This is a genomic window from Nonomuraea sp. NPDC005692, assembly GCF_040631115.1.
Lineage (GTDB): Bacteria > Actinomycetota > Actinomycetes > Streptosporangiales > Streptosporangiaceae > Nonomuraea.
This window is the reverse complement of sequence record NZ_JBEXYU010000034.1, coordinates 19,151-39,068: the sequence shown is the minus strand read 5'-3', so window position 1 is coordinate 39,068 and position 19,918 is coordinate 19,151. Positions and strand designations below refer to the sequence as shown.

Annotated in this window: 24 protein-coding genes; 12 read left to right on the top strand and 12 right to left on the bottom strand. The window is 72.7% G+C overall.

From position 1 onward, the window contains the following. Positions 1-30: 30 nt before the first annotated feature. On the bottom strand, positions 31-837 hold the full coding sequence (locus ABZ459_RS43185; protein ID WP_357983908.1) for a UTRA domain-containing protein: 807 nt from the start codon (positions 835-837) through the stop codon (positions 31-33). A gap of 195 nt (positions 838-1,032) precedes the next feature. On the opposite strand from ABZ459_RS43185, the gene ABZ459_RS43180 reads away from it, so the two are divergent. Both ABZ459_RS43180 and ABZ459_RS43175 read left to right on the top strand, forming a co-directional pair. Then, positions 1,033-1,377 carry a hypothetical protein gene (locus ABZ459_RS43180; RefSeq protein WP_357983905.1) on the top strand — a complete coding sequence of 115 codons (345 nt, stop codon included), beginning with the start codon at positions 1,033-1,035 and terminating at the stop codon, positions 1,375-1,377. Beyond that, positions 1,374-1,586 (top strand): hypothetical protein, encoded by a 213-nt coding sequence (locus ABZ459_RS43175; protein WP_357983902.1) that lies wholly within the window; start codon positions 1,374-1,376, stop codon positions 1,584-1,586. Before ABZ459_RS43180 ends, ABZ459_RS43175 begins: the two co-directional genes overlap by 4 nt. On the opposite strand, the gene ABZ459_RS43170 is transcribed toward ABZ459_RS43175, so the two are convergent. Next, positions 1,583-2,029 carry a MarR family transcriptional regulator gene (locus tag ABZ459_RS43170; protein ID WP_357983899.1) on the bottom strand — a complete coding sequence of 149 codons (447 nt, stop codon included), beginning with the start codon at positions 2,027-2,029 and terminating at the stop codon, positions 1,583-1,585. The genes ABZ459_RS43175 and ABZ459_RS43170 overlap by 4 nt on opposite strands. A gap of 97 nt (positions 2,030-2,126) precedes the next feature. On the opposite strand from ABZ459_RS43170, the gene ABZ459_RS43165 reads away from it, so the two are divergent. The 4 genes from ABZ459_RS43165 (at position 2,127) to ABZ459_RS43150 (ending at position 4,631) form a co-directional block, all read left to right on the top strand. Beyond that, entirely contained in the window at positions 2,127-2,969 is an 843-nt protein-coding gene (locus tag ABZ459_RS43165; RefSeq protein WP_357983896.1) for an alpha/beta hydrolase, read from the top strand. A 144-nt stretch (positions 2,970-3,113) separates the two neighbouring features. Continuing rightward, entirely contained in the window at positions 3,114-3,623 is a 510-nt protein-coding gene (locus ABZ459_RS43160; protein ID WP_357983893.1) for a hypothetical protein, read from the top strand. Then, entirely contained in the window at positions 3,560-4,027 is a 468-nt protein-coding gene (locus tag ABZ459_RS43155) for a hypothetical protein (RefSeq protein WP_357983890.1), read from the top strand. The genes ABZ459_RS43160 and ABZ459_RS43155 overlap by 64 nt, the downstream gene beginning before the upstream one ends. A gap of 52 nt (positions 4,028-4,079) precedes the next feature. Then, positions 4,080-4,631 carry a GNAT family protein gene (locus tag ABZ459_RS43150; protein ID WP_357983887.1) on the top strand — a complete coding sequence of 184 codons (552 nt, stop codon included), beginning with the start codon at positions 4,080-4,082 and terminating at the stop codon, positions 4,629-4,631. Here ABZ459_RS43150 and metE read toward each other — a convergent pair. Then, positions 4,622-6,766: a 5-methyltetrahydropteroyltriglutamate--homocysteine S-methyltransferase gene (gene metE, locus ABZ459_RS43145; RefSeq protein WP_357983884.1), complete on the bottom strand. Its 2,145-nt coding sequence runs from the start codon at positions 6,764-6,766 to the stop codon at positions 4,622-4,624. The two genes, ABZ459_RS43150 and metE, sit on opposite strands and share 10 nt — an antisense overlap. A gap of 82 nt (positions 6,767-6,848) precedes the next feature. Between metE and ABZ459_RS43140 the strand changes: the two genes are divergently transcribed. Continuing rightward, the gene (locus tag ABZ459_RS43140; RefSeq protein ID WP_357984130.1) at positions 6,849-7,688 is read left to right on the top strand and encodes a LysR family transcriptional regulator; all 840 of its coding nucleotides are present in this window, start codon (positions 6,849-6,851) and stop codon (positions 7,686-7,688) included. A gap of 27 nt (positions 7,689-7,715) precedes the next feature. Here ABZ459_RS43140 and ABZ459_RS43135 read toward each other — a convergent pair whose 3' ends face one another. Together ABZ459_RS43135 and ABZ459_RS43130 are read right to left on the bottom strand one after the other, a co-directional pair. Further along, positions 7,716-8,396, bottom strand: coding sequence for a DNA alkylation repair protein (locus tag ABZ459_RS43135; RefSeq protein WP_357983881.1), 681 nt, complete (start codon positions 8,394-8,396; stop codon positions 7,716-7,718). After that, entirely contained in the window at positions 8,393-9,064 is a 672-nt protein-coding gene (locus ABZ459_RS43130) for a TetR family transcriptional regulator (protein WP_357983878.1), read from the bottom strand. The genes ABZ459_RS43135 and ABZ459_RS43130 overlap by 4 nt, the downstream gene beginning before the upstream one ends. Before the next feature lie 98 nt (positions 9,065-9,162). Here ABZ459_RS43130 and ABZ459_RS43125 point away from each other — a divergent pair, with 98 nt between their 5' ends. The 3 genes from ABZ459_RS43125 (at position 9,163) to ABZ459_RS43115 (ending at position 12,590) form a co-directional block, all read left to right on the top strand. Next, complete coding sequence (locus ABZ459_RS43125; protein WP_357983875.1) at positions 9,163-10,317, top strand: acetyl-CoA C-acetyltransferase; 1,155 nt, start codon at positions 9,163-9,165, stop codon at positions 10,315-10,317. A gap of 124 nt (positions 10,318-10,441) precedes the next feature. Then, complete coding sequence (locus tag ABZ459_RS43120) at positions 10,442-11,920, top strand: glycoside hydrolase family 3 N-terminal domain-containing protein (protein ID WP_357983873.1); 1,479 nt, start codon at positions 10,442-10,444, stop codon at positions 11,918-11,920. 4 nt (positions 11,921-11,924) lie between these two features. Then, positions 11,925-12,590 (top strand): pentapeptide repeat-containing protein, encoded by a 666-nt coding sequence (locus tag ABZ459_RS43115; RefSeq protein WP_357983870.1) that lies wholly within the window; start codon positions 11,925-11,927, stop codon positions 12,588-12,590. A gap of 97 nt (positions 12,591-12,687) precedes the next feature. Here the strand turns inward: ABZ459_RS43115 and ABZ459_RS43110 are convergent, their stop codons facing one another. The 4 genes from ABZ459_RS43110 to ABZ459_RS43095 are packed head-to-tail and all read right to left on the bottom strand — an operon-like array spanning position 12,688 to position 15,929. Beyond that, positions 12,688-13,710 carry a nitronate monooxygenase gene (locus ABZ459_RS43110; protein WP_357983867.1) on the bottom strand — a complete coding sequence of 341 codons (1,023 nt, stop codon included), beginning with the start codon at positions 13,708-13,710 and terminating at the stop codon, positions 12,688-12,690. Next, positions 13,707-14,441: a CoA-transferase gene (locus ABZ459_RS43105; RefSeq protein ID WP_357983864.1), complete on the bottom strand. Its 735-nt coding sequence runs from the start codon at positions 14,439-14,441 to the stop codon at positions 13,707-13,709. Before ABZ459_RS43105 ends, ABZ459_RS43110 begins: the two co-directional genes overlap by 4 nt. Further along, positions 14,428-15,204 (bottom strand): CoA-transferase, encoded by a 777-nt coding sequence (locus ABZ459_RS43100; protein ID WP_357983861.1) that lies wholly within the window; start codon positions 15,202-15,204, stop codon positions 14,428-14,430. The genes ABZ459_RS43105 and ABZ459_RS43100 overlap by 14 nt, the downstream gene beginning before the upstream one ends. Continuing rightward, complete coding sequence (locus tag ABZ459_RS43095) at positions 15,201-15,929, bottom strand: enoyl-CoA hydratase family protein (protein WP_357983857.1); 729 nt, start codon at positions 15,927-15,929, stop codon at positions 15,201-15,203. The genes ABZ459_RS43100 and ABZ459_RS43095 overlap by 4 nt, the downstream gene beginning before the upstream one ends. A gap of 46 nt (positions 15,930-15,975) precedes the next feature. On the opposite strand from ABZ459_RS43095, the gene ABZ459_RS43090 reads away from it, so the two are divergent. Further along, the gene (locus tag ABZ459_RS43090) at positions 15,976-16,704 is read left to right on the top strand and encodes an SDR family oxidoreductase (RefSeq protein ID WP_357983854.1); all 729 of its coding nucleotides are present in this window, start codon (positions 15,976-15,978) and stop codon (positions 16,702-16,704) included. Between the two features lie 9 nt (positions 16,705-16,713). Next, complete coding sequence (locus ABZ459_RS43085; RefSeq protein WP_357983852.1) at positions 16,714-17,643, top strand: SDR family oxidoreductase; 930 nt, start codon at positions 16,714-16,716, stop codon at positions 17,641-17,643. Positions 17,644-17,653: 10 nt separating this feature from the next. Here ABZ459_RS43085 and ABZ459_RS43080 read toward each other — a convergent pair whose 3' ends face one another. From ABZ459_RS43080 to ABZ459_RS43070, 3 genes are read right to left on the bottom strand one after another with little or no spacing between them, the layout of a single operon-like run. After that, positions 17,654-18,724 (bottom strand): hypothetical protein, encoded by a 1,071-nt coding sequence (locus ABZ459_RS43080; protein ID WP_357983849.1) that lies wholly within the window; start codon positions 18,722-18,724, stop codon positions 17,654-17,656. Next, a complete protein-coding gene (locus ABZ459_RS43075; protein ID WP_357984127.1) occupies positions 18,721-19,209 on the bottom strand; it encodes a SigE family RNA polymerase sigma factor in 489 nt (162 codons plus the stop codon). Before ABZ459_RS43075 ends, ABZ459_RS43080 begins: the two co-directional genes overlap by 4 nt. Before the next feature lie 45 nt (positions 19,210-19,254). After that, positions 19,255-19,908 carry an NIPSNAP family protein gene (locus ABZ459_RS43070; RefSeq protein ID WP_357983846.1) on the bottom strand — a complete coding sequence of 218 codons (654 nt, stop codon included), beginning with the start codon at positions 19,906-19,908 and terminating at the stop codon, positions 19,255-19,257. Positions 19,909-19,918: the final 10 nt, after the last annotated feature.

Below are 19,918 nucleotides of genomic sequence, written 5' to 3'. Positions count from 1 at the left end.
GGGCGGCGGTGCCATCTCGCTGGTCGCGCCTCAGAATTCGTCGTACCCGGAGACCTGGCCGATGGGGAAGATGTGCCGACTCGCGGCACAGATCGTCTCAAGGACATGGATCGGCGTGCCCTCGGTCGAATAGCTTGCGCGCAGCACCTGGACCACCCACTCGCCTGGATCAAGCTCCAACGTCTCACGCTCGAAGGTGGTCGGTGACCGGGCGGTCAGATTCTCCTCGGCGTGGCCGAACGCGTAGCCCAGGGCGGTCAACGCCGACTGCAACGAGGGCGTCACGAACTCCGGCTCGGCGATCCGGGTATCGCCGAACAGGTCCGCCCGGAAGTAGCTCGTCGCGATCCGCACCGGTACGTCGTTCGCGCTCATCATCTTGCGCCGGGCCACGATCTCGGCCTCGGGTTCGACACGCAGGCACGCCGCCACATGCTCACTGGCGGGCTCCAGCCCGACGTACAACATGCGGCGATCCGCCTTGAGCCCCTGCCGTTCCGCCTCGGCAAGGAAGAGCGATTTCGAGCCTCGGACTGCCGGTTCGGTCGGCAAGGCCCGCTGCACCAGCACCCGAGGGGCGGGCGAGGCGGGCCCTTCTGGCGCGCGAGCCGCCGGTCCCTTCCGCATCTGCGAGATGCGTCCCGGTGAGACGCCCAGCCGCCCGGCGATGTCCTCCAGGCTCATGCCGGACTCCCGCGCCTCGGCGATGGCCTGCCGCCGCATCTTGGCGGCCTCGGTCACCAGTCCCTGTTCCTCGGTCATGAGTCGGCTGAGAACACGGGCTCGTTCCACGGGATCGCTGACCTGGGCGACTTCCCTCAGCGTCTTCAAGTCCATCCGTGTGCCGCCTCCTCAGCGACCGACATTCGGCGCACTTTAGACCCCCTATTGCAGGGGTCTCACCTCGGCTCTACCCTCGACTTTAGCCCCCCTAAATCGGGGCTGTAGTAGACCCCCACCTACGGGACAAACGGTGCTGTAACACCACTCGTAAGCAGGGGTCTGGGCATCGAGAGCTTTGGGGCGTCAACGATGCAGGACAAGGTTATCGCCGTACCCAAGAACGGCAAGGAACTCCAAGCCGGACCATCCGTAGATCTCCTGTGCAAGGTCCTGCGAGACGAGCACGGCATCCAGACGGACAGCCACATCGGATACGGCCTCGCCTTGGTGTGGGTGTGGGACGGACTGGTGATCTGGTGCGACGGGGAGTGGTACTGGTGGCGAGCGGACTGGGACGGCTGGCGTACGCGGGTGTTGTACGCCCGCCATCCGGCCATCGAGTCAGCACGGGCCGCGCGCCGGATCGCCTTCCTCTACGCGGAACTGCGCAGGTCGCAGGAGAGGTCCGCGCTCACGGTGGGAGCACGGGCATGAGCCTTACGGTCCAGGAAGTTCTCGGCAGGTTTCCCGGGTGGCGGATCATCGACGTGACCGGCGGCTGGGTCGCGTTCCGCGTCCCCCTCGTGTCCCGTGACAGCGGGCTCTCCAACGTCCGCTGCGGGGCGACCCTGGCGGAACTGGCCGGGAACCTCCAGGCCGAGAGCAGGCTGCAACAGCCACGTTCACCTGAGCCGCCGGCCTAACCCTGGGTGACGGCCTGGTGGACGTCGCCGAGGAAGCGTTCGATGGTGGCCTGTTCCGTGGTGTCGTACCGGTCCATGAGGGTGACGATCTCCTGGATGAGCGGGCCGAAGAAGCTCCAGCCGAGCGTGACGGCGCTGTCGTCGACCTTCAGCAGCACCCGTCGCCGGTCCCGGGTGTCGCGTTCCCGGCGGACGTGACCGAGCCTCTCCAGGCGGTCGATCACCGCCGTGGTGCCCGCGGAGTTGAGGCCGAGGTGCGTCCCCAGCGTTCCGGGGGTGGCGGGGGTGCCGGTGCGGGCGGCGTCGAGGAGGCAGATGAGGGCGCGGACGTCGGTCGGGTGCAGGGCGTGCGCGGCGGCGAACCGCTCGCCCATGCGGTCGAGTTCCACGGTGACGGCGCGCAGCAGGTGGACCAGCCGCATCCCGGCGTCCTGATCGTCCATGTTCCCGGCATCCTCCCGCGGCATCGTCATGCCACCAGTATGGCATTATCTCGCCCAACGAGATTATTGCTGAGCAAGCTATTTAGTGAGGTACGGCATGTCCGACTTCCTCTCCGCGTACGACGCCGTCCTCGAACGCTGGCCGGTTCCGGTCGAGCCGATCGACCTGCCGTCGGCGTACGGCACGACCCGGGTGAACGCGTGCGGCCCCGCGGATGGCCCGCCGCTGGTCCTGTTGCACGGCGGCGGCACCACGGCGGCGATGTGGTTCGCCAACGTCGCCGAGTTCGCCCGCCGCCATCGCGTCTACGCCGTCGACCGCATCGGCGAGCCGGGACGCAGCGTCCGGGGCGAAGAACCCCCGCGCAACGTCCAGGACCTGCTCGGCTGGCTGGACGGCGTGCTCGACGGCCTCGGGATCGACAGCGCCGCGGTGTGCGGACACTCCTACGGCGGGTGGATCGCCCTGACGTACGCACTCCACGCGCCCCGGCGGGTCCGGCGGCTCGTCCTCCTCGACCCGACGCAGTGCTTCGGCGGGTTCCGGGCCGAATACCTGGCCCGCGCGCTGCCCACCCTGCTGCGGCCGACGGCCTCGCGCGCGCGGGCCTTCCTGGAGTGGGAGACCGGCGGCGCGCCCGCCGACCCCGCCTGGCTGCGGCTCTACGGCCTGGCCGCGGAGTTCCCGGACACCAAGATCGTCACCGGGAAGCGGCCCGAGCCCGGATCGCTGCGCGCGCTCACCACGCCGGCCCTCGTGCTCGTCGCCGGACGCGGCAGGGCGCACTCCCCGCACCGCGTCGCGTCGGCCGCCGCCCGCCTGCTGCCGGGCACGCGGACCGCGGTGCTGCCGCACCTGTCCCATCACGCGATGCCGTGGCACGAGCCCGCCGACCTCAACACCCGCGTCGTCGATTTCCTGGACGGACGAGCCGTCTGACCCGACGTCGGCGCCCACGCGGAACCGTGCCCCTCGCGGGCTCGCAGGGCGTCCCTGCCGGAGGCGCGCGAGAGCGCCCGCCCCGCCACGCCGGAGCCTAGACTCCTGGGCATCCCGCGACGCAGCAGGCCGTGAGGGACTCCCATGTCATCCGCACCCGAACAGGAATCACTCGCCGCCCTCGCGACCCGGCACGGGCTGCGGCGAGCCACGGCCCGCCCGGACATGCACGTCTACCTGCGCCGATTATGGGAACGCCGGCACTTCATCCTGGTGTACGCGACCTCGCGCACCGCCTCGAAGTACTCCGCCTCCGCGCTCGGGCAACTCTGGCAGGTGGTGACGCCGCTGCTGAACGCCGGCATCTACTGGGTCATGTTCGGCCTCGTCCTGGGCGGACAAGAGCACATCGAGAACTACGCGGCGTTCCTCGTCACGGGGATGTTCGTCTTCACCTACAGCCAGCGGTCGGCCTCGGCGGGGGCCAGGTCCGTCTCGGGGAACCTCTCGCTCATCCGCGCCCTGCACTTCCCCCGCGCCGCGCTGCCCTGGCCTACACCCTTCAGGAACTGCGGCAGTCGGCCATCTCCATGGGCGTGCTGCTCGTCCTCGTGGTCGTCATGGGGGAGTTCCCCACCTGGTTCTGGCTGCTGATCCCGGTCGCCCTGCTCCTGCAGACGATGTTCAACATCGGGCTGAGCCTGGTCCTGGCGCGGTTGGGGGCCTCGCTGCGCGACGTGAACCAGCTCCTGCCGTTCGTCCTGCGGACCTGGCTGTACGCCTCCGGGGTCTTCTACTCGATCCAGTACAAGATCGTGGGTTATCCGGACCCGGTCACCGGCAGGCCGGTCGGCGGGGCCGGGCTGCCGCAGTGGGTGGCCGACGTCATGTATCTCAACACCGCCGCCTCCACCATTGAGTTCATGCGCGACATCCTGATCCACGCGTACAGCCCTCGCCCGCTCGTCTGGCTGAGCTGCGCGTTCTGGGCGGTCGCCGGACTGATCTCCGGGCTCTGGTACTTCTGGCGGGCCGAGGACACGTACGGGCGCGGGTGAGGGCCGGAAAAGGGTTCGCGCGCGGGGGGCGTGCTCTGGTTTGCTCCCCCTCATGACGTCTGCGTGGGTCGGCGAGCGGGTGCGCCTGAGGGCCATCGAACCGGAGGACTGGGCGGCGTTCCTCGCCTTCGACGAGGACACCGACGCGGCCAGGAACGGCTGGCGGGTGCCTCCGCCCCGCTCGGCCGCCCAGGCGCAGAAGTGGGCCAGGGAGCTGGCCGAGCAGGAGTCCGACATGGACGAGCTGCGCCTGGTGATCGCCGACGCCGGCGACGGCCGGCCGGTCGGCATGCTCAACACGCACGAGGTCGAGCGTGTGCACGGCACGTTCTGCTACGGCATCTCCATCGGCACGCCCCACCACCGCAAGGGCTACGCCAGCGAGGCGATCGTGCTGCTGCTGCGCTACATGTTCGCCGAGCGCCGCTTCCAGAAGGCCGAGGCGTGGGTCTACAGCTCCAACGACCCGTCGCTGGCCCTGCACCGGCGGCTCGGCTTCGTCGAGGAAGGCCGCCGGCGCAGGAGCCGCTTCGCCGCCGGGCGCTACGACGACGGGATCCTGTTCGGGATGACGGTCGAGGAGTTCACCGCGCTCTACGGCTGAAGCTCTGCCCGCAGCCGCCGGGTGGCCTCGACGACGTGCGCCAGCGAGGCTTCCACCTGCTCGTACGTGCGCGTCTTCAGCCCGCAGTCGGGGTTGACCCAGACCCGCTCGGCCGGCAGCGCCGCCAGCGTCCTGCGCAACAGGTCCTCGACCTCGTCCGCGCCGGGCACGCGCGGGGAGTGGATGTCGTACACGCCGGGGCCGAGGCCGCGGCCGAACGCGCGCACCGCGCCCAGGATGCGCGCCCCCGAGCGGGCCGACTCGATCGTGGTGACGTCGGCGTCCAGGCCGTCGATGGCGGCCAGGATCTGGTCGGCGTCCGAATAGCACAGGTGGGTGTGGATCTGGGTGCGGTCGGCCGCGCCGGAGGTGGCCCGCCGGTAGGCCGCCACCGCCCACTCCAGGTAGTCGGCCTGCGCGGCCCGCCGCAGCGGCAGCAGCTCGCGCAGGGCGGGCTCGTCCACCTGGATGATCGACACTCCGGCCGCCTCCAGGTCACGCACCTCCTCGCGTACCGCGTCGGCCACCTGGAACACCACGTCCCGCAGCGGCAGGTCGTCGCGGACGAACGACCAGGCCACGATCGTCACCGGCCCGGTGAGCATGCCCTTGACCGGCTTGGTGGTGAGCGACTGCGCGTAGGAGGCCCAGCGCACGGTGATGGGCGCGGGACGGCTGACGTCGCCGTGCAGGATCGGCGGCCGGGTGCAACGCGACCCGTACGACTGGACCCAGCCGTTCCTGGTGACCGCGAACCCGTCCAGGTGCTCGGCGAAGTACTGCACCATGTCGTTGCGCTCAGGCTCGCCGTGCACGAGCACGTCCAGGCCGAGGCGTTCCTGCACCCTGACGACGTGCTCGATCTCGGCCTCGACGCGCCGCTCGTAGTCCTCCTCCGACAGCGTGCCGGCCACCACGGCCGCCCGCGCCGCGCGCAGCTCGCCGGTCTGGGGGAACGAGCCGATGGTGGTGATCGGCAGCACGGGCAGGCGCAGGTGGGCGTCCTGGGCGGCGGCCCGTACCGCGTACGGAGCCCGCTCCTCCGGCGCGGCCGGCGCGGTCAGCGGCACCGAGGGTCCGGCCGGGACCGCCCCCCGGAAGTCCGACCGGGCCAGCGCCACCACCTCGGCCACCTTCTGCTCGGCGAACGCCAGCCGTTCCCGCAGCGCCGGATCGAGGTCGGGCTCGGCGTCCACGTCGTAGGGCACGTGCAGCAGCGAGCACGACGTGCTCACCGTCACCCGGTCCGCGCGCACGCCGCCGAGGGCGGCCAGGGCGCGTTCCGGCGAGGTGCGCCACACGTCGCGGCCCGACACCACACCCGCGACCACGGTCTTGCCCGGCAGGTCGGGCACGGCGCCGCCGCGCACCAGGTCCACGCCGATCGCCTCGACGGGCGTGCCGGCCAGCACCGGCAGCGCGGGCCCGAGGTCACCGAAGTAGGAGGCCACGAACAGCCCCGGACGGACGGCCGCCGACCCCAGCCGGTCGTAGGCCAGCCGCACGGCCGCCAGTTCCTCGGGCGTGCGGTCGCCGACCAGCGCCGGCTCGTCGAGCTGCACCCACTCGACGCCCTCGGCGGCCAGCGCCGCGAGCAGCTCCTCGTAGCAGCCGAGCACGTCCTCCAGCCGCTCGGGCGCCCCGGCCAGCAGCAGGAACGTCACCGGCCCGACCACGACGGGCCGCGTCTCGTAGCCGAGCGCGCGGGCCTCGCGCACCTCGGCGAGCGGCTTGGCGGCGTCCAGCTTGAAGACGGTCTCCGGGCCGATCTCCGGCACGATGTAGTGGTAGTTGGTGTCGAACCACTTCGTCATCCGCAGCGGCGCCAGGCCCTCGGTGCCCCTCGCCATCGCGAAGTAGGGATCCTCGGCCGCGCGGTAGCGCTCGGGCACCGCGCCCAGCAGGACCGCGGTGTCCAGCACGTGGTCGTACAGGGAGAAGGTGTTGGACGGCAGGCCCGCAAGGCCCAGCTCGGCCAGCCGGCGCCAGGTCCGCTCCCTGATCTCCGCGCCCGTCCGCTCCAGCTCCGCCCGGCCGGACCGCCCGTCCCAGTACGACTCCAGGGCCCGCTTCAGCTCCCGTCGCGGCCCGATCCTCGGATACCCGAGCACCGTGGACGTGGGGAATGGCGACATCTCAGCTCCTCGATCACGTCGGTCAGATGCGGGAATCGTGTCCGGCGGAGCGGAGGTGGTGCATCATCGATAAGTGCTGCTTATGCTCAAGGAGATCCACTGCTTCCTCCTGGTCGCCGAGCGGCTCGGGTTCTCGGCCGCCGCCGCCGACCTGGGCATGTCGCAGCCCGCCGTCAGCCAGGCCATCAACCGGCTCGAACGCGCCGCCGGGGTCAGGCTCTTCGAGCGCAGCGCCCGCGAGGTGCGGCTGACGGCCGAGGGGAAGGGGCTGCTGCCGTACGCCAGGCAGGTGCTCGAATCGGCTCAGACGTTCACCGCCGAGGCCGCCAGACTGGCCCGTCCGACCATTCACCTGGCTTATCCACCGATGGTGGGCACGCTCGCCGCGCGCATCGCCAGGCGGCTGGCCGGGCGCGCCCCGGCGATCGGCGTGGAGCTCGTCGCGGCCGGACGGGGCGCCGCGGCCCGGGCGCTGGGCAGCGGGGAGGTCTCGGCCGCGATCCTGGCCACGCCGGCGCCCGCGCAGTTCGTCACGGCGGCCCGCTTCCACGTGACCGTCGACCATCTGGCCGTCCCGCTCGGGCACCGGCTGGCCGGGCACGGCAGGGTCACGCCGGACGACCTGGGCGGGCAGGTGCTGCTGACGCCCGGGAGCCGGCCGTGGGCGGGGCTGCCGGGGCGTTCGCGGATGGTGGCCGACGACGACTTCGCCGCCGCGCTCGATCTGGTGGCCGCCGGGGCGGGGCTGCTGCCGATCCCGCAGCTCCTGGTCAGATCCGTCAGGCGGGACGACGTGCGGTTCGTGCCGCTGGAGGCGGGGGAGCTGCGCATCACCTACGCGCTGGCCTGGGCGCGGGAGCGGGTGACGCCGGAGCTGATGGCGCTGGTGCAGGCGGTGCAGGACGCGCTCTGGACCCGGTGAGGCCGGGTGAGGCCGGAAAGGGAGGGGCTAGCTGACGGGCAGGTTCTTCAGGGCCTCGCGGCGGCTCAGGCCGGAGATGCCCTTGGCGCGGACGTACCGGATGACTTCGTCGGGGTTGGTCTTGGCGTACTCGCGTAAGGACCAGCCGATGGCCTTGCGGGCGAAGAAGTCGGTGTCGGACAGGCTGGGCTCGATGCAGGCGTACAACAGGGCCGTGTCGGTGCGGGACCTGAAACGGTTCTGGCACAGGATCGCGGTGCGGCGCTTCCACAGGTCGGCGTCGGCCGCCCACTCCAGCATGAGCCGGCGCATGGTGTCGGGGTAGGCGGCCAGCAGGCCGCCGACGCGGTGGGTGGCCAGCTCGTCGACCAGGTCCCACCAGGCGCCGGTGACGATCATCTCCTCGTACATCGGCACGGTGTAGAGGGTCTGGAAGTCGCGGTAGTAATGGTGGCCGGTCAGCTCGACGGCGGCGTAACGCTCCTCGCGGTATTCGGCCTCCCGCCACAGCGAGAGCACCGCGCGCCGCCACTCGGGCGCGGAGTCGATGCGGTGGCCGGCGAACACCCGCCTGAGCGCCGCCCGCCTCGGCGTCGCCTGCACGCCGAGGAAGGGCATCTCCGACTTCATGTACGCGCGCATCGGCTCGGCCTTGTCCGGCTCGGCGACCTCCTCAAGGGCCAGCCGCACCGCCTTGCCGAGACTCATCCCTGACGCTGGGTCGTGCGCTCGCCGGTGGCGAGCCCGTCGAACAGCACGGTGATGTAGTGCTCGGCCAGCGCGGTGGTGTTGAGCCTGCCGCCGGGACGGAACCAGCGCACGGCCACCCAGATGGTGTCGCGGATCATCCGATAGGTCAGCTTGGGGTCGACGTCGGCCCTGAACAGCCCGGCCGCCTGACCGGCCTTGATCTGGGTCACCCAGATCTGCTCGACCTCGTCCTCGGCCTTGACCAGGTAGTTGAAGCGCTCGAACTGGCGCAGGTAGTTCCAGTCGTTCTGCATGACGGTGATCGCGGCGCGGTGGGGCTCCAGCGTGCCGAAGCCGATGCGGACCATCTCCGACAGGACCGTGCGGGCGTCGGAGTTGTTGTCGACGGCGGCGCGGTAGCGGGCGATGAGGTCGTCGAGGAAGGTGGACAGCACCTCGTCGACGATCGTCTCCTTGGAGTCGAAGTGGTGGTAGAGGCTGCCGGACAGGATGCCCGCCTCGTCGGCGATCTCGCGTACGGTCGTGGCCTGGAAGCCCTTGCGCGCGAAGAGCTCCGCGGCGAGTTTGACGAGGTGGTCGCGCCGCTCTGAGGCCGCCCCGGTGGAGGAGGCACGCTGGCGCTTCGCCGGTGACGTGGTGGTGCCGGAGTTCTTTCGCGTGGTCACGTTTCCCATTATGAGCCCTCAGACAATCGCTTGTTCACACGTCAGGCCCAGCTCGTAGGGCATTATCTTGCTTACCAAGCGCTTGTTAGGATGCGGAGATGAACGAAGCTTACATCGTCGCCGCCGTCCGTACCCCCGTCGGGCGCAGGAACGGCGGGCTGGCCGCGGCCCACCCGGCCGACCTCGGCGCGCACGTGCTGCGCGAGCTGATGGACCGCGCGGACGCCGATCCCGCCGCCGTCGAGGACGTGATCTTCGGCTGCGTGGACACGATCGGGCCGCAGGCCGGGGACGTCGCGCGTACCTGCTGGCTGGCCGCCGGGCTGCCCGAGGAGGTGCCGGGCGTCACCGTCGACCGCCAGTGCGGCTCCTCGCAGCAGGCCCTGCACTTCGCCGCCCAGGCCGTGCTGTCGGGCACCAGCGACCTGGTGGTGGCGGGCGGCGTGCAGAACATGAGCATGATCCCGATCTCCTCGGCCATGCTGGCGGGCCGGCCGCTCGGGCACGAGACCCCGTTCGCCGGGTCCAAGGGCTGGGCCGCCCGCTACGGCACGGCGGAGGTCTCCCAGTTCGCCGGGGCCGAGCAGATGGCGGTGGCCTGGGACCTGTCGCGCGAGGACATGGAGCGCTACGCCTACGAGTCCCACCGCCGCGCGCTGCGGGCCGTGGACGAGGGGCGCTTCCGGCGCGAGATCGTCCCCTGGGAGGGCGTCGCCGACGACGAGGCTCCCCGCAGGGACACCACGCCGGAGAAGATGGCCGCGCTCAGGCCGCTGGCCGAAGGGGGGCGGCTCACGGCGGCGCTGGCGTCCCAGATCTCCGACAGCGCGGCGGCGCTGCTGGTCGCCTCGCCCCGGGCCGTACGCGACCACGGGCTGACCCCGCGCGCCCGCGTGCACCACCTCTCGGCGCGCGGCGCGGACCCGATCATGATGCTCTCCGCGCCCATCCCCGCCACGGCCCACGCCCTGGGCCGGACCGGCCTGGCCGTCGACGACTTCGACGCGATCGAGATCAACGAGGCGTTCGCCTCCGTCGTGCTGGCCTGGCTCAAGGAGACCGGCGCCGACCCGGCCCGGGTGAACCCCAACGGCGGCGCCATCGCGCTCGGCCATCCGCTCGGCGCGACCGGCGCGGTCCTGACCGTGAAGCTGCTGCACGAACTGGAGCGCACCGGCGGCCGGTACGGCCTGCAGACCATGTGCGAAGGCGGCGGACAGGCGAACGTCACCGTCATCGAACGCCTCGGCTGAAAGGCGCGCCGCGCCAACTGAAGTGAGCATTTCCGGCAATGGTTGAATAAGACACGGAAGGAACCGGGCTGACATCAGAAAATGCCTCTAGCAAATAGGAAACTTTCCTATTAGATTTCGGGTCATGCCCCTCAGCGGTGACCTTCTTCGCCTCGCCGACGCCGTCCTCCTCCCTGGTTTCGCGGGACAGATGCCTCCGGACTGGATCCGCCGACGACTCGGCGAGGGACTGGCCGGTGTGGTGCTGTTCTCCCGCAACATCGCCGACCCCGCGCAGGTCGCCCGGCTCACCGCCGCGCTGCGCGCGGAGAACCCCGCGGTGCTCGTCGGCACCGACGAGGAGTCCGGCGAGGTCACCCGGCTGGAGGTGAGCACCGGCAGCAGCCGTCCCGGCGGGTACGCGCTCGGCGTCGTGGACGACATCGGCCTCACCGAGGCCCTGGCCAGGGACATGGGCGGCGAACTGGCGGCCGCGGGCATCACGATCGACTTCGCCCCTTCCGCCGACGTCAACTCCAACCCCGACAACCCGGTCATCGGCCTGCGCTCCTTCGGGGCCGACCCGGCGCTCGTCGCCCGGCACACCAGGGCGTTCGTCCGCGGCCTGCAGTCGGCCGGGGTGGCCGCCTGCGCCAAGCACTTCCCCGGCCACGGGGACACCACCGTCGACTCCCACCACGGCGTGCCCGTGGTGGCCGACGCCGGCATCGAGGAGGCGCTCTTCCCGTTCCGGGAAGCGATCAAGGAGGGGGTCAGGTCGATCATGACCGGCCACCTGCTCGTGCCCTCCTACGACGCCGAGCTGCCCGCCACGCTCAGCCCCAAGGTCCTCACGGGCCTGCTGCGCGAGGAGCTGGGCTTCCAGGGAATGATCATCACGGACGGCATAGAAATGGCCGCGGTGTCGGGGGCGTACGGGATCGGGGGCGCCTCCGCCCGCGCCATAGCCGCGGGGGCCGACGCGATCTGCGTGGGCGGCGAGCGGGCCGACGAGGCCACCGCCGTCGAGGTCCGCGACGCCATCGCCGCCGCCGTGACCGAAGGACTGCTGCCCGAGGAGCGACTGGCCGACGCCGCACGCAGGGTCCGCGAGCTGGCCGCCTGGACCACCTCCTCGGGCAGCCCCGTACCGGAGGACGGCTACCTCGGGCTCTCCGCGGCCCGCCGGGCCGTCCGCGTCACCCGCAGGTCCACGGCCCCCGTGCTGCCGCTCACCGGGGCGGCGCACGTGGTCGAGCTGACGCCCGAGATGAACCTGGCCATCGACAAGGGCACCCCGTGGGGCGTCGGCGAGCCGCTGGGACGGCTGCTGCCCGGCACCGCCGTCACCCGGCTGGCGGCCGGGGACACCACCGGGGCCAGGCTGGAGCGGCTGATCGGCGAGGCGGCGCAGCGCCCGCTGGTGATCGTGGTCCGCGACGCGCACCGCTACGCCTGGCAGGGCGAGGCGCTGCGGCACCTGCTCAGCGCCCGGCCGGACGCCGTCGTCGTGGAGATGGGCCTGCCCGCCCGCTCCGACCTCGGCGCCGTGCACATCGCCACGTACGGGTCGGCGCGGGTCTGCGGCCAGGCGGCGGCGGAGGTGCTCACCGGTACGCTGTGACACCGTGATCCTCGACGGCGAAGACCTCTCCCACAGCCGCCCCGCCCTCCACGACGACGGGCCGCACGTCTTCCGCGGCTGCGACCTGACCGAGGCCGACCTGTCCGGAGCCGCGCTGGCCGGCGCCCGCTTCGAGTCCTGCGTGCTCGACGGCGCCGACCTGCGCAAGGCCGACCTCGACGGCGCGGTCTTCGCGGGCGGCGGCGGCATGCGCCCGAGGTTCAACGACGCCGACCTGATCGACGCGACGTTCACCGACGTCGACCTGTCCTCGGCCCAGTTCGGCGGCGCCCTGCTCACCGACGCCTCCTTCCAGGGCTGCCGCATGATCGGCGCCGCGCTCACGGCCTCGCGCGGCACCGGCTTCAAGGTCGCGCGGTGCAACCTGACGCTGGCCAACCTCGGCGGCTGCTCGCTGCGCGGCGAGTTCATCGAGGGGGTGCGCTTCGACGACGCCGACCTGTCGGGCTGCGACTTCACCGAGGCCACCCTCAGCGACTGCCGGCTCATCGGCACGCGGCTGCTCAACACCACGTTCGCCAAGGCCGACCTGCGCGGCGCCGACCTCGGGCAGCCCGACGACGCCAAGCTGCGCGCCTTCGCCGGCGCGATCATCAACCAAGCCCAGGCCAACGCCATCCTCGCCGCCCGGGGCATCACCGTCGTGTGAGCCAGGCATCGTGTGAGCCAGGCATCGTGTGAGCCAGGCATCGTGTGAGCCAGGCGTCGGGTGGGGCAGGCATCGCGTGGGTCAGGCGTCGGGTTGGTCAGGCCAGGCGCTTGCGCGCCTCCTCGGCCTCGGCCATCACCCGCCCGATCAGCTCGGCGCACGACGGCAGGTCCTCGATCACGCCCACCACCTGGCCGGAGGCCATCACCCCGAGGTCGGCCCGCCCGTCCACCATCGCCGCGCGCAGCAGCACCGGCGTGTTGGCCGCCTGGAGCACCTGCGCCCAGGTCAGCTCCCGGCCGCGGCGCATCCGGCGTCCCTCGCGGACCAGCGCGCCCCACGACAGGCCGGACAGCCGACGGAAGCGGGCGCCGTTCAGCACCGCGCGCAGCAGCCGCGAGCGTTCCAGCGAGGCCACGAACGGGGTGCTGAGCACGCGGTGCGGCACGCCGTCCACCCTGGTCGTCACGACGGTCTCGCGGGCGGCCAGGTAGACGTCCTTGACCGCGCCGGGCACCGGGGACTCGCGGGTCAGCAGGAACCGGGTGCCCATGGCGATCCCGCACGCGCCGTAGGCCAGCGCGGCGACCAGGCCCCGGCCGTCGAAGAAGCCGCCCGCCGCGATCACCGGGATGTCCACCGCGTCCACGACCTGCGGCAGCAGCAGCGTGGTGGCCAGCGGGCCGGTGTGCCCGCCGCCCTCGCCGCCCTGCACGATCACCGCGTCCACGCCCCACGCGGCCACCTTCTCGGCGTGCCGGCGCGCCCCCACCGACGGGATCGTGACGACCCCCGCGCCCTTGAGCCGGGCGATCAGCTCGCGCCGGGGCGCCTGGGCGAACGACGCCACCCGCACGCCCTCCCTGATCATCACCTCCACCCGCTCGGCCGCGTCGTCGGCGTCGGAGCGGATGTTCACCCCGAAGGGGGCGTCGGTCCGTTCCTTGACCCGCCTGACCGCCGCCGTCATCTCGGGCACCGACATGGTGGCGGCGCCGATCACGCCCAGCCCGCCCGCCGCCGAGACGGCCGCGGCCAGCCGGGCGCCCGCGACGTACCCCATGCCGGTCTGGACGACGGGATGGCGGCAGCCGGTGAGCTCGGTCAGCGCCGTCCTCATCCGGCCACCTCGCGGTCGCGCGCCCGGCCGGGATCCAGCCGGTCCAGGACGGCCAGCTCGACGGCGTCCGGCTCCCGCGTCGTGGGCACCTCCGGCGGGACGACCAGGTCGAAGCCGGTGGCGGCCAGCACGTCGGCCACGCTCACCCCCGGATGCGTGGACACCAGGCGCATCGAGCCGTCGGGTGTGGCGAAGTCGAGCACCGCCAGGTCCGTCACCACCCGCCGCAGCTCGTACGCCCCCCGGTCGGTGCCCAGCCCGCTCACCATGTCCACCGCGGGCACGAACACCCGCCGCGAGTGCCGCGGGATCCAGTAGCTCGTCGGGTCGCACCGCGTGTTCCCCGGCGCCCCGCGCACCCCGAGGAGCTGGGCCTTGGGACGGGCCCAGTCGCCGATGCAGGAGATGTTGCTGTTCCCGTGCCGGTCGATCTGGCTCGCGCCGAGCATCACGTGCCGGCGGCCGTTCAGCACCAGCCACAGGTGCTCCCGGAACGGCAGCCACCCCTCCACCACCTCGGGCGCCGCTCCCAGCGCGGGCACGTCGCCGGTGAGCAGGCAGACGCCGTCGGAGGTGAGCAGGCCGGGCTCGAACGTCAGCCGGGCCAGCCGCGCGGCCAGCACCGTGACCGCCCCGCCGATCCCGGCCGCCAGGATCTCCCCGTCGCCCCTGAACGCCTCCGCACAGGCCAGCACGCAAACGTCGGCCCTGCTCACCTCAGTTCTGGTCATCGACGCCGCCCTCCACGTACCGCCGCTGCCGTTCCTCGTCGCGCCCGTAGTCCGGCTCGCAGGAGGTGAACCCGGCCCCGCCGGGCGCCTCCACCACGCCCGTCACCATCGACCGGCTGATCAGCAACGACTGCACCGGCCCCTCCTTCAGCAGGTCGGCGGTGTCCACCAGCCGCTCGCAGGACACGTAGCAGCGCCCGGCCGCCTTGGCGTACAGGTCGTCGAAGTACGGGTCGGGGCCCAGGTACTGGGCGTTCCCGCGGACGTCGGCCCGGTTCAGGTGCACCAGGGCCACGTCCATGGTCAGGGCGGGCACCGCGACCAGCTCCTCCCCGTCCCCGTACGGCGAGCGCACCGTCCGCAGCTCCGGGTTGACCCGCAGCACGCCGGACCCCAGCCCCGCCCGCGTCGGCAGGAACGGCAGCCGGTGCGCCGCCGCCAGCAGCCCGAACATGAACATGCCCTCGTCGTACTCGGTGAACTCGACCGCGCCCGCCTGCCTGGCCGCCCGGAAGTGCGGTTCGAGGGGGATGGAGTCGAGCGTGACGAACGGCGCCACGACCCTGCGCACCTTGCCCGCCGCGCACAACATGCCGACGTCCGGGCCGCCGTAGGAGACGATCGTCAGATCCCGGACGGACGTGCGCAGCAGGCCGCCCACCAGCGCCATGGGCTTGCGCCGCGAGCCCCAGCCGCCGATCCCGACCGTCATCCCGCTCTCCACCGAGGCCGCGACCTCCTCGACGGACATAACCTTGCTCATCGGAACCGCTCCCTGTGCTCGTCGCCCATGCCCATGAGGTTCAGCTCGAAGGTGAAGCCCTGCTCGAAGCGGTAGCTGCGCCGCACGTCCACCGGGTCGATGCCGTTCAGCGACTCCTTGGCGCGGCGGATGACGTACGGGTCCTTGGCCGCGATCTGCCCGGCCACCTCCATCGCCGCCTCGCGCAACTTGTCGGGCGGCACCACCTCCAGCACCGACCCGAACGCGTGCAGCTCGGCCGCCGTGACGTTCCGGCACGTGTAGACCATGGCCCGCATGAGGTGCTGGGGCACCAGCCGGGCCAGGTGCGTGGCGGCCCCGAGCGCCCCGCGGTCCACCTCGGGCAGCCCGAAGTAGGCGTCCTCGCTCGCCACCACCACGTCCGCGTTGCCGACCAGGCCGACGCCGCCGCCCAGGCAGTGTCCGTGCACGGCGGCGATCACCGGCACCTCGCACTCGTAGACGGCCGCGAACGCCTCGAAACACTGCCGGTTCGCGCCGACGAGCGCCGTGTGCCCGGGGTCGGCCCGCATCTCCTTGATGTCCACGCCGGCGTTGAACCCGCGGCCCTCGGCCCGCAGCACCACCACCCTGGTCGCCGGGTCGCGCCCGGCCGCGCGCACCGCCGCCGCCAGGTCGGCCCAGCCCTGGACGGTCAACGCGTTCACCGGCGGCACGTCCACCACGACCTCGGCGACCGGCCCGTCCCGCAGTGTGATCCCCATCGCGCTCCCTGGTCGCACCTAACGCTTGCTTGGTACGGTAGCACCCGTGACGGTCACTTACGACTACACGGGCAGGTCCGTGCTGGTGACGGGCGGCACCCAGGGCATCGGCGTGGGCATCGCCCACGCCTTCCGCGCGGCCGGCGCCGACGTGACGGTCTGCGCCAGGAAGGACCCCGGCCCCCTGGACGGCCTGCGCTTCGTCCAGACCGACGTGCGCGTCCCGGCGGACGTCGAACGGCTGGTCGCCGGGTTCGACCGGCTCGACGTGGTGGTCAACAACGCCGGCGGCTCGCCGCCCGCCCCCGTGTCGGGCACCTCGCCGCGCCTGCACGCCCGCGTCATCGAGCTCAACCTGACCGCCCCCCTGCTGGTCTCCCAGCGGGCCCACCCGCTGCTGGCCGCGGCCCGCGGGGCGATCGTGATGATCGGCAGCGTCAGCGGCGCGCGTCCCTCGCCCGGCACCGCCGCGTACGGCGCCGCCAAGGCGGGCCTGCACCACCTGGCCCGCTGCCTGGCCGCCGAATGGGCCCCCGAGGTCAGGGTCAACTCGGTCGTGGTCGGCCTGGCCGACACCACGGCGGCCGAGCGGTACACCGGTCAGGGGCGGGCGGACGCCACCATCCCCGCGGGCCGCCCCGCCACGCCCGCCGACGTGGCCGCGGCGTGCCTGTGGCTGGCCGCCCCCGGCTACGTCACCGGCGCCGAGGTACGGGTGGACGGCGGCGGCGAGATCCCCGCCTGGCAACACCTAGCTTCTGACGATATTTCTTGATATCTGTGCATGATCCCCTTGGGAGGTCTTGTGGGCATTTGCGCTGGCCGCGTGGTGATCGTGACAGGCGCCGGACGCGGCATCGGCAGGCAGCACGCCCTGGAGTTCGCCCGGCAGGGCGCCCGCGTCGTGGTGAACGACCTCGGCACCGCCCGCGACGGCGGCGGCGCGTCGTCCGGCCCGACCCACGAGGTCGTCGCGGAGATCGAGGCCCTCGGCGGCCGGGCGGTGGCCAACTGCGACGACGTGTCCGACTGGGCCGGCGCCGCCCGGCTGGTCAAGACCGCCGTCAGCGCGTACGGCCGGCTGGACGTCCTGGTGAACAACGCCGGCTTCCTGCGCGACCGCATGCTGGTCTCGATGACCGAGCAGGAGTGGGACGACGTCGTCCGCGTGCACCTCAAGGGCCACTTCCTGCCGCTGCGGCACGCGGCCGCGTACTGGCGGGAGCGCTCGAAGGCGGGCGAGGAGGTGTCCGGCAGGGTGGTCAACACCTCGTCGGGCGCGGGCCTGCTGGGCAGCGTCGGCCAGGCCGGCTATTCGGCGGCCAAGGCCGGTATCGCCGCGCTCACCCAGGTCGCCGCCGCCGAGCTGGCCCGCTACGGCGTCACCGTCAACGCCATCGCGCCGGCCGCCCGCACCCGGATGACCGAGGAGGTGTTCGCGGCGACCATGGCCAGGCCGCGGGCCGGGTTCGATCCCATGGACCCGGCGAACGTCGCCCCGCTCGTGGTCTGGCTCGGCTCGGCGGCCGCCGCGCACGTGACGGGCCGGGTCTTCGAGGTGGAGGGCGGCACGATCGCGCTGGCCACCGGCTGGCGCCACGGCCCCGCCGTGGACCGGGGGGCCCGCTGGTCGCCGGAGGAGGTGGGCGAGGCCGTCGCCACGCTCCTGGAGGCCGCGCCCGCCCCCGAGCCCGTCTACGGCGCGGCCCCCTGATCCCCGCCGGCTAGCGGACCAGCCCGGGCACGGACGACTGGCCGTCCCCCCGCAGCGCGAACAGCTCGGTGGCACGCCCCGAGGTCACGTCCACCGCGTAGACCCTGGCGACGGCGCGGGGGTCGTCGTCCGGATAGGCCAGCATCGTCACCTCCTGGGGGGACGTCCAGCCGCCCAGCTTGGCCGGCCGCAGCCCCTCGGCGAGTCCCGACGGCCTGACCCGGCGCTCCTTTCCTCCCGTGACGTCGAAGACGACGATCGTGCCGTCGCGCTGCACCATGGGCTCCCGGTTCCGGTCGAGGGTCGTGCCGACGCGTGCGATCGTGCGCCCGTCCGGGGCCAGGGCGCTGAAGTCGTAGGTGTGCTCCGGAACCGTCACCGGGTCGCGGCCGAGCACCCGCAACGACGTGGTGTCCTCCTTGGCACTGGCCAGCACGACCGGGCCCGTCCCGTCCGCCACGCTCACCGGCCACGAGCCCTTCGGCAGGGGGGTCGCCGTGCCGCGCTCCACGTCCACGAGCCGGGGCACGCCCGCCCCCGCCACCACGAAGCGCAGGCCGCCGGGCGAGAGCCGCAGCGCGTACTCGGCGGCGAAGTCCTCCGCATCCTGCTTCAGCGGCGACGTCCACACCTGGCCCCCGGCCAGGTCCCGGACGACGATCGCGTGCCTGCCGGGGCTGTAGTAGGCGATCCTGCGCCCGTCGGCCGTCGCCTCGACCGGCCCGTTCTGCGGCCCGTCGGCCAGCTCGTACGTGGCGCCGTCCCGGGTCACCAGCCGCCACGGGCAGGCCGAGGCGTCGTCGCGGCACATCGGCCGGTAGAACTGCTCGACCGGCGCGACGCCCTCGGCGGGCAGTTCGAGGGCGGTGGCCGTCGGCGGGGTGAGCACGATCGGCGGCGCCGGGCGTGCCTCCCGCAGGAGCACCGCGCCGCCGCCCCCGATCACGCAGACCGCCGCCGCGACGCTCACGGCCAGGCGGGCCGCGCGCCTGCGCCGGGCGCGCAGGACGGCCCGCGCGGCCAGGTCGACGACCGGTGCCTGCTCGGCCAGCGCCCGCAGGTCCTCGCGCAGCGTCTTCATCGGTACACCTCCGTGGGGGTGAGGGCACGCAGCCTGGACAGCGCGTAGTGCGTCTGGCTCTTGACCGTGCCGAGTGAGACGCCCATGAGCCGGGCGGTCTCGTGCTCGGTGCGGTCCTCGTAGAAGCGCAGCACGATCACCGCGCGCTGTTTCGGGGTGAGCCGGCCCAGCGCGTCGAGTAGGGTCAGGCGGCGCACGGTCGCCTCGTCGTGCGCGTGCCCGCCGGTCTCCGGCAGCTCGGCGGCGGGCAGCTCGGGCCGTCTGCGCCGGCGCCAGGAGATGGTCTGGTTCACCAGGGCCCGGCGCGCGTACGCCTCGGGGTTGCCGTCCTTGGCGAGCTTGCCCCAGTGCGAGGCGACACGGGTGAGGACCGTCTGCAACAGGTCCTCGGCGAGATGGGGGTCTCCGGTGAGCAGGTACGCGGTCCGCATCAGCGACTGCTGACGGGCGCGTACGAACTCGTGGAACCCCTCGTAGCGGTCCATGTAGGAAATCAACTCCACCGAGGGCCCGAGGGTTGGAAGAAGTCGTCAGCGCATCGACGACCGGGCGGTGGGACGCAGGCGCAGCCGCACCGGCGGGGCGGTCAGGCGGGCGTCCAGCATGGGCAGGTCCGCCCGGCGCTCGTCCTCGGGCCGGGCGAACCGGGTGAACCACACGAACACGTTCTCCCCGGTCCGGACGGGCAGGCGGGGGAAGGTGTTCTGGGCGTGCTCGCTCTCCAGGCAGCCGACCGGCGGCGTCCCGGCCTCGGCCAGCGCGGGCGCGACCCGCCGGGCGAAGAACTCGGCGAAGTCCGCCCCGACGTGGCAGATCGTCGCGACGTACAGGGCGTCCGGCGGCTCGGCGGCGCCCGCGGGCGGCCGTTCCCAGGAGGGCAGCTCCGGGCCGGACGGGCGGAGCAGGAGCACGTCGTCGGAGTCGATCATCGTGGCGTTGGCGGCGTCGCGGTGCGCCCGCCAGACGGGGCCGTCGTAGAAGCCCTCCAGCGCCGCCCGGCGCGCCTCCATGTCGGGGAAGGCGCGCAGCCAGGTGAAGGTGTCGGGCGCGTCGGGATCGCGGAAGGTGCCCGCCACGCGCATGCCCTGCGCCTCCTGCGGCTCGACGAACTCGCGCTCGAACAGCGTGATCAGCGTGTCGCGCCGTCCGGGGTGAAGGGTGTACCGCCGTAGTTCATAGATCATGCCCGGACGT

Coding starts and splice junctions, on each gene's coding strand:
- ABZ459_RS43185 (WP_357983908.1), bottom strand. CDS start 837: ATGGACTTGAAGACGCTGAGGGAAGTCGCCCAGGTCAGCGATCCCGTG.
- ABZ459_RS43180 (WP_357983905.1), top strand. CDS start 1,033: ATGCAGGACAAGGTTATCGCCGTACCCAAGAACGGCAAGGAACTCCAA.
- ABZ459_RS43175 (WP_357983902.1), top strand. CDS start 1,374: ATGAGCCTTACGGTCCAGGAAGTTCTCGGCAGGTTTCCCGGGTGGCGG.
- ABZ459_RS43170 (WP_357983899.1), bottom strand. CDS start 2,029: ATGGACGATCAGGACGCCGGGATGCGGCTGGTCCACCTGCTGCGCGCC.
- ABZ459_RS43165 (WP_357983896.1), top strand. CDS start 2,127: ATGTCCGACTTCCTCTCCGCGTACGACGCCGTCCTCGAACGCTGGCCG.
- ABZ459_RS43160 (WP_357983893.1), top strand. CDS start 3,114: ATGTCATCCGCACCCGAACAGGAATCACTCGCCGCCCTCGCGACCCGG.
- ABZ459_RS43155 (WP_357983890.1), top strand. CDS start 3,560: ATGGGCGTGCTGCTCGTCCTCGTGGTCGTCATGGGGGAGTTCCCCACC.
- ABZ459_RS43150 (WP_357983887.1), top strand. CDS start 4,080: ATGACGTCTGCGTGGGTCGGCGAGCGGGTGCGCCTGAGGGCCATCGAA.
- metE (WP_357983884.1), bottom strand. CDS start 6,766: ATGTCGCCATTCCCCACGTCCACGGTGCTCGGGTATCCGAGGATCGGG.
- ABZ459_RS43140 (WP_357984130.1), top strand. CDS start 6,849: ATGCTCAAGGAGATCCACTGCTTCCTCCTGGTCGCCGAGCGGCTCGGG.
- ABZ459_RS43135 (WP_357983881.1), bottom strand. CDS start 8,396: ATGAGTCTCGGCAAGGCGGTGCGGCTGGCCCTTGAGGAGGTCGCCGAG.
- ABZ459_RS43125 (WP_357983875.1), top strand. CDS start 9,163: ATGAACGAAGCTTACATCGTCGCCGCCGTCCGTACCCCCGTCGGGCGC.
- ABZ459_RS43120 (WP_357983873.1), top strand. CDS start 10,442: ATGCCCCTCAGCGGTGACCTTCTTCGCCTCGCCGACGCCGTCCTCCTC.
- ABZ459_RS43110 (WP_357983867.1), bottom strand. CDS start 13,710: ATGAGGACGGCGCTGACCGAGCTCACCGGCTGCCGCCATCCCGTCGTC.
- ABZ459_RS43105 (WP_357983864.1), bottom strand. CDS start 14,441: ATGACCAGAACTGAGGTGAGCAGGGCCGACGTTTGCGTGCTGGCCTGT.
- ABZ459_RS43100 (WP_357983861.1), bottom strand. CDS start 15,204: ATGAGCAAGGTTATGTCCGTCGAGGAGGTCGCGGCCTCGGTGGAGAGC.
- ABZ459_RS43095 (WP_357983857.1), bottom strand. CDS start 15,929: ATGGGGATCACACTGCGGGACGGGCCGGTCGCCGAGGTCGTGGTGGAC.
- ABZ459_RS43085 (WP_357983852.1), top strand. CDS start 16,714: ATGATCCCCTTGGGAGGTCTTGTGGGCATTTGCGCTGGCCGCGTGGTG.
- ABZ459_RS43080 (WP_357983849.1), bottom strand. CDS start 18,724: ATGAAGACGCTGCGCGAGGACCTGCGGGCGCTGGCCGAGCAGGCACCG.
- ABZ459_RS43075 (WP_357984127.1), bottom strand. CDS start 19,209: ATGGACCGCTACGAGGGGTTCCACGAGTTCGTACGCGCCCGTCAGCAG.
- ABZ459_RS43070 (WP_357983846.1), bottom strand. CDS start 19,908: ATGATCTATGAACTACGGCGGTACACCCTTCACCCCGGACGGCGCGAC.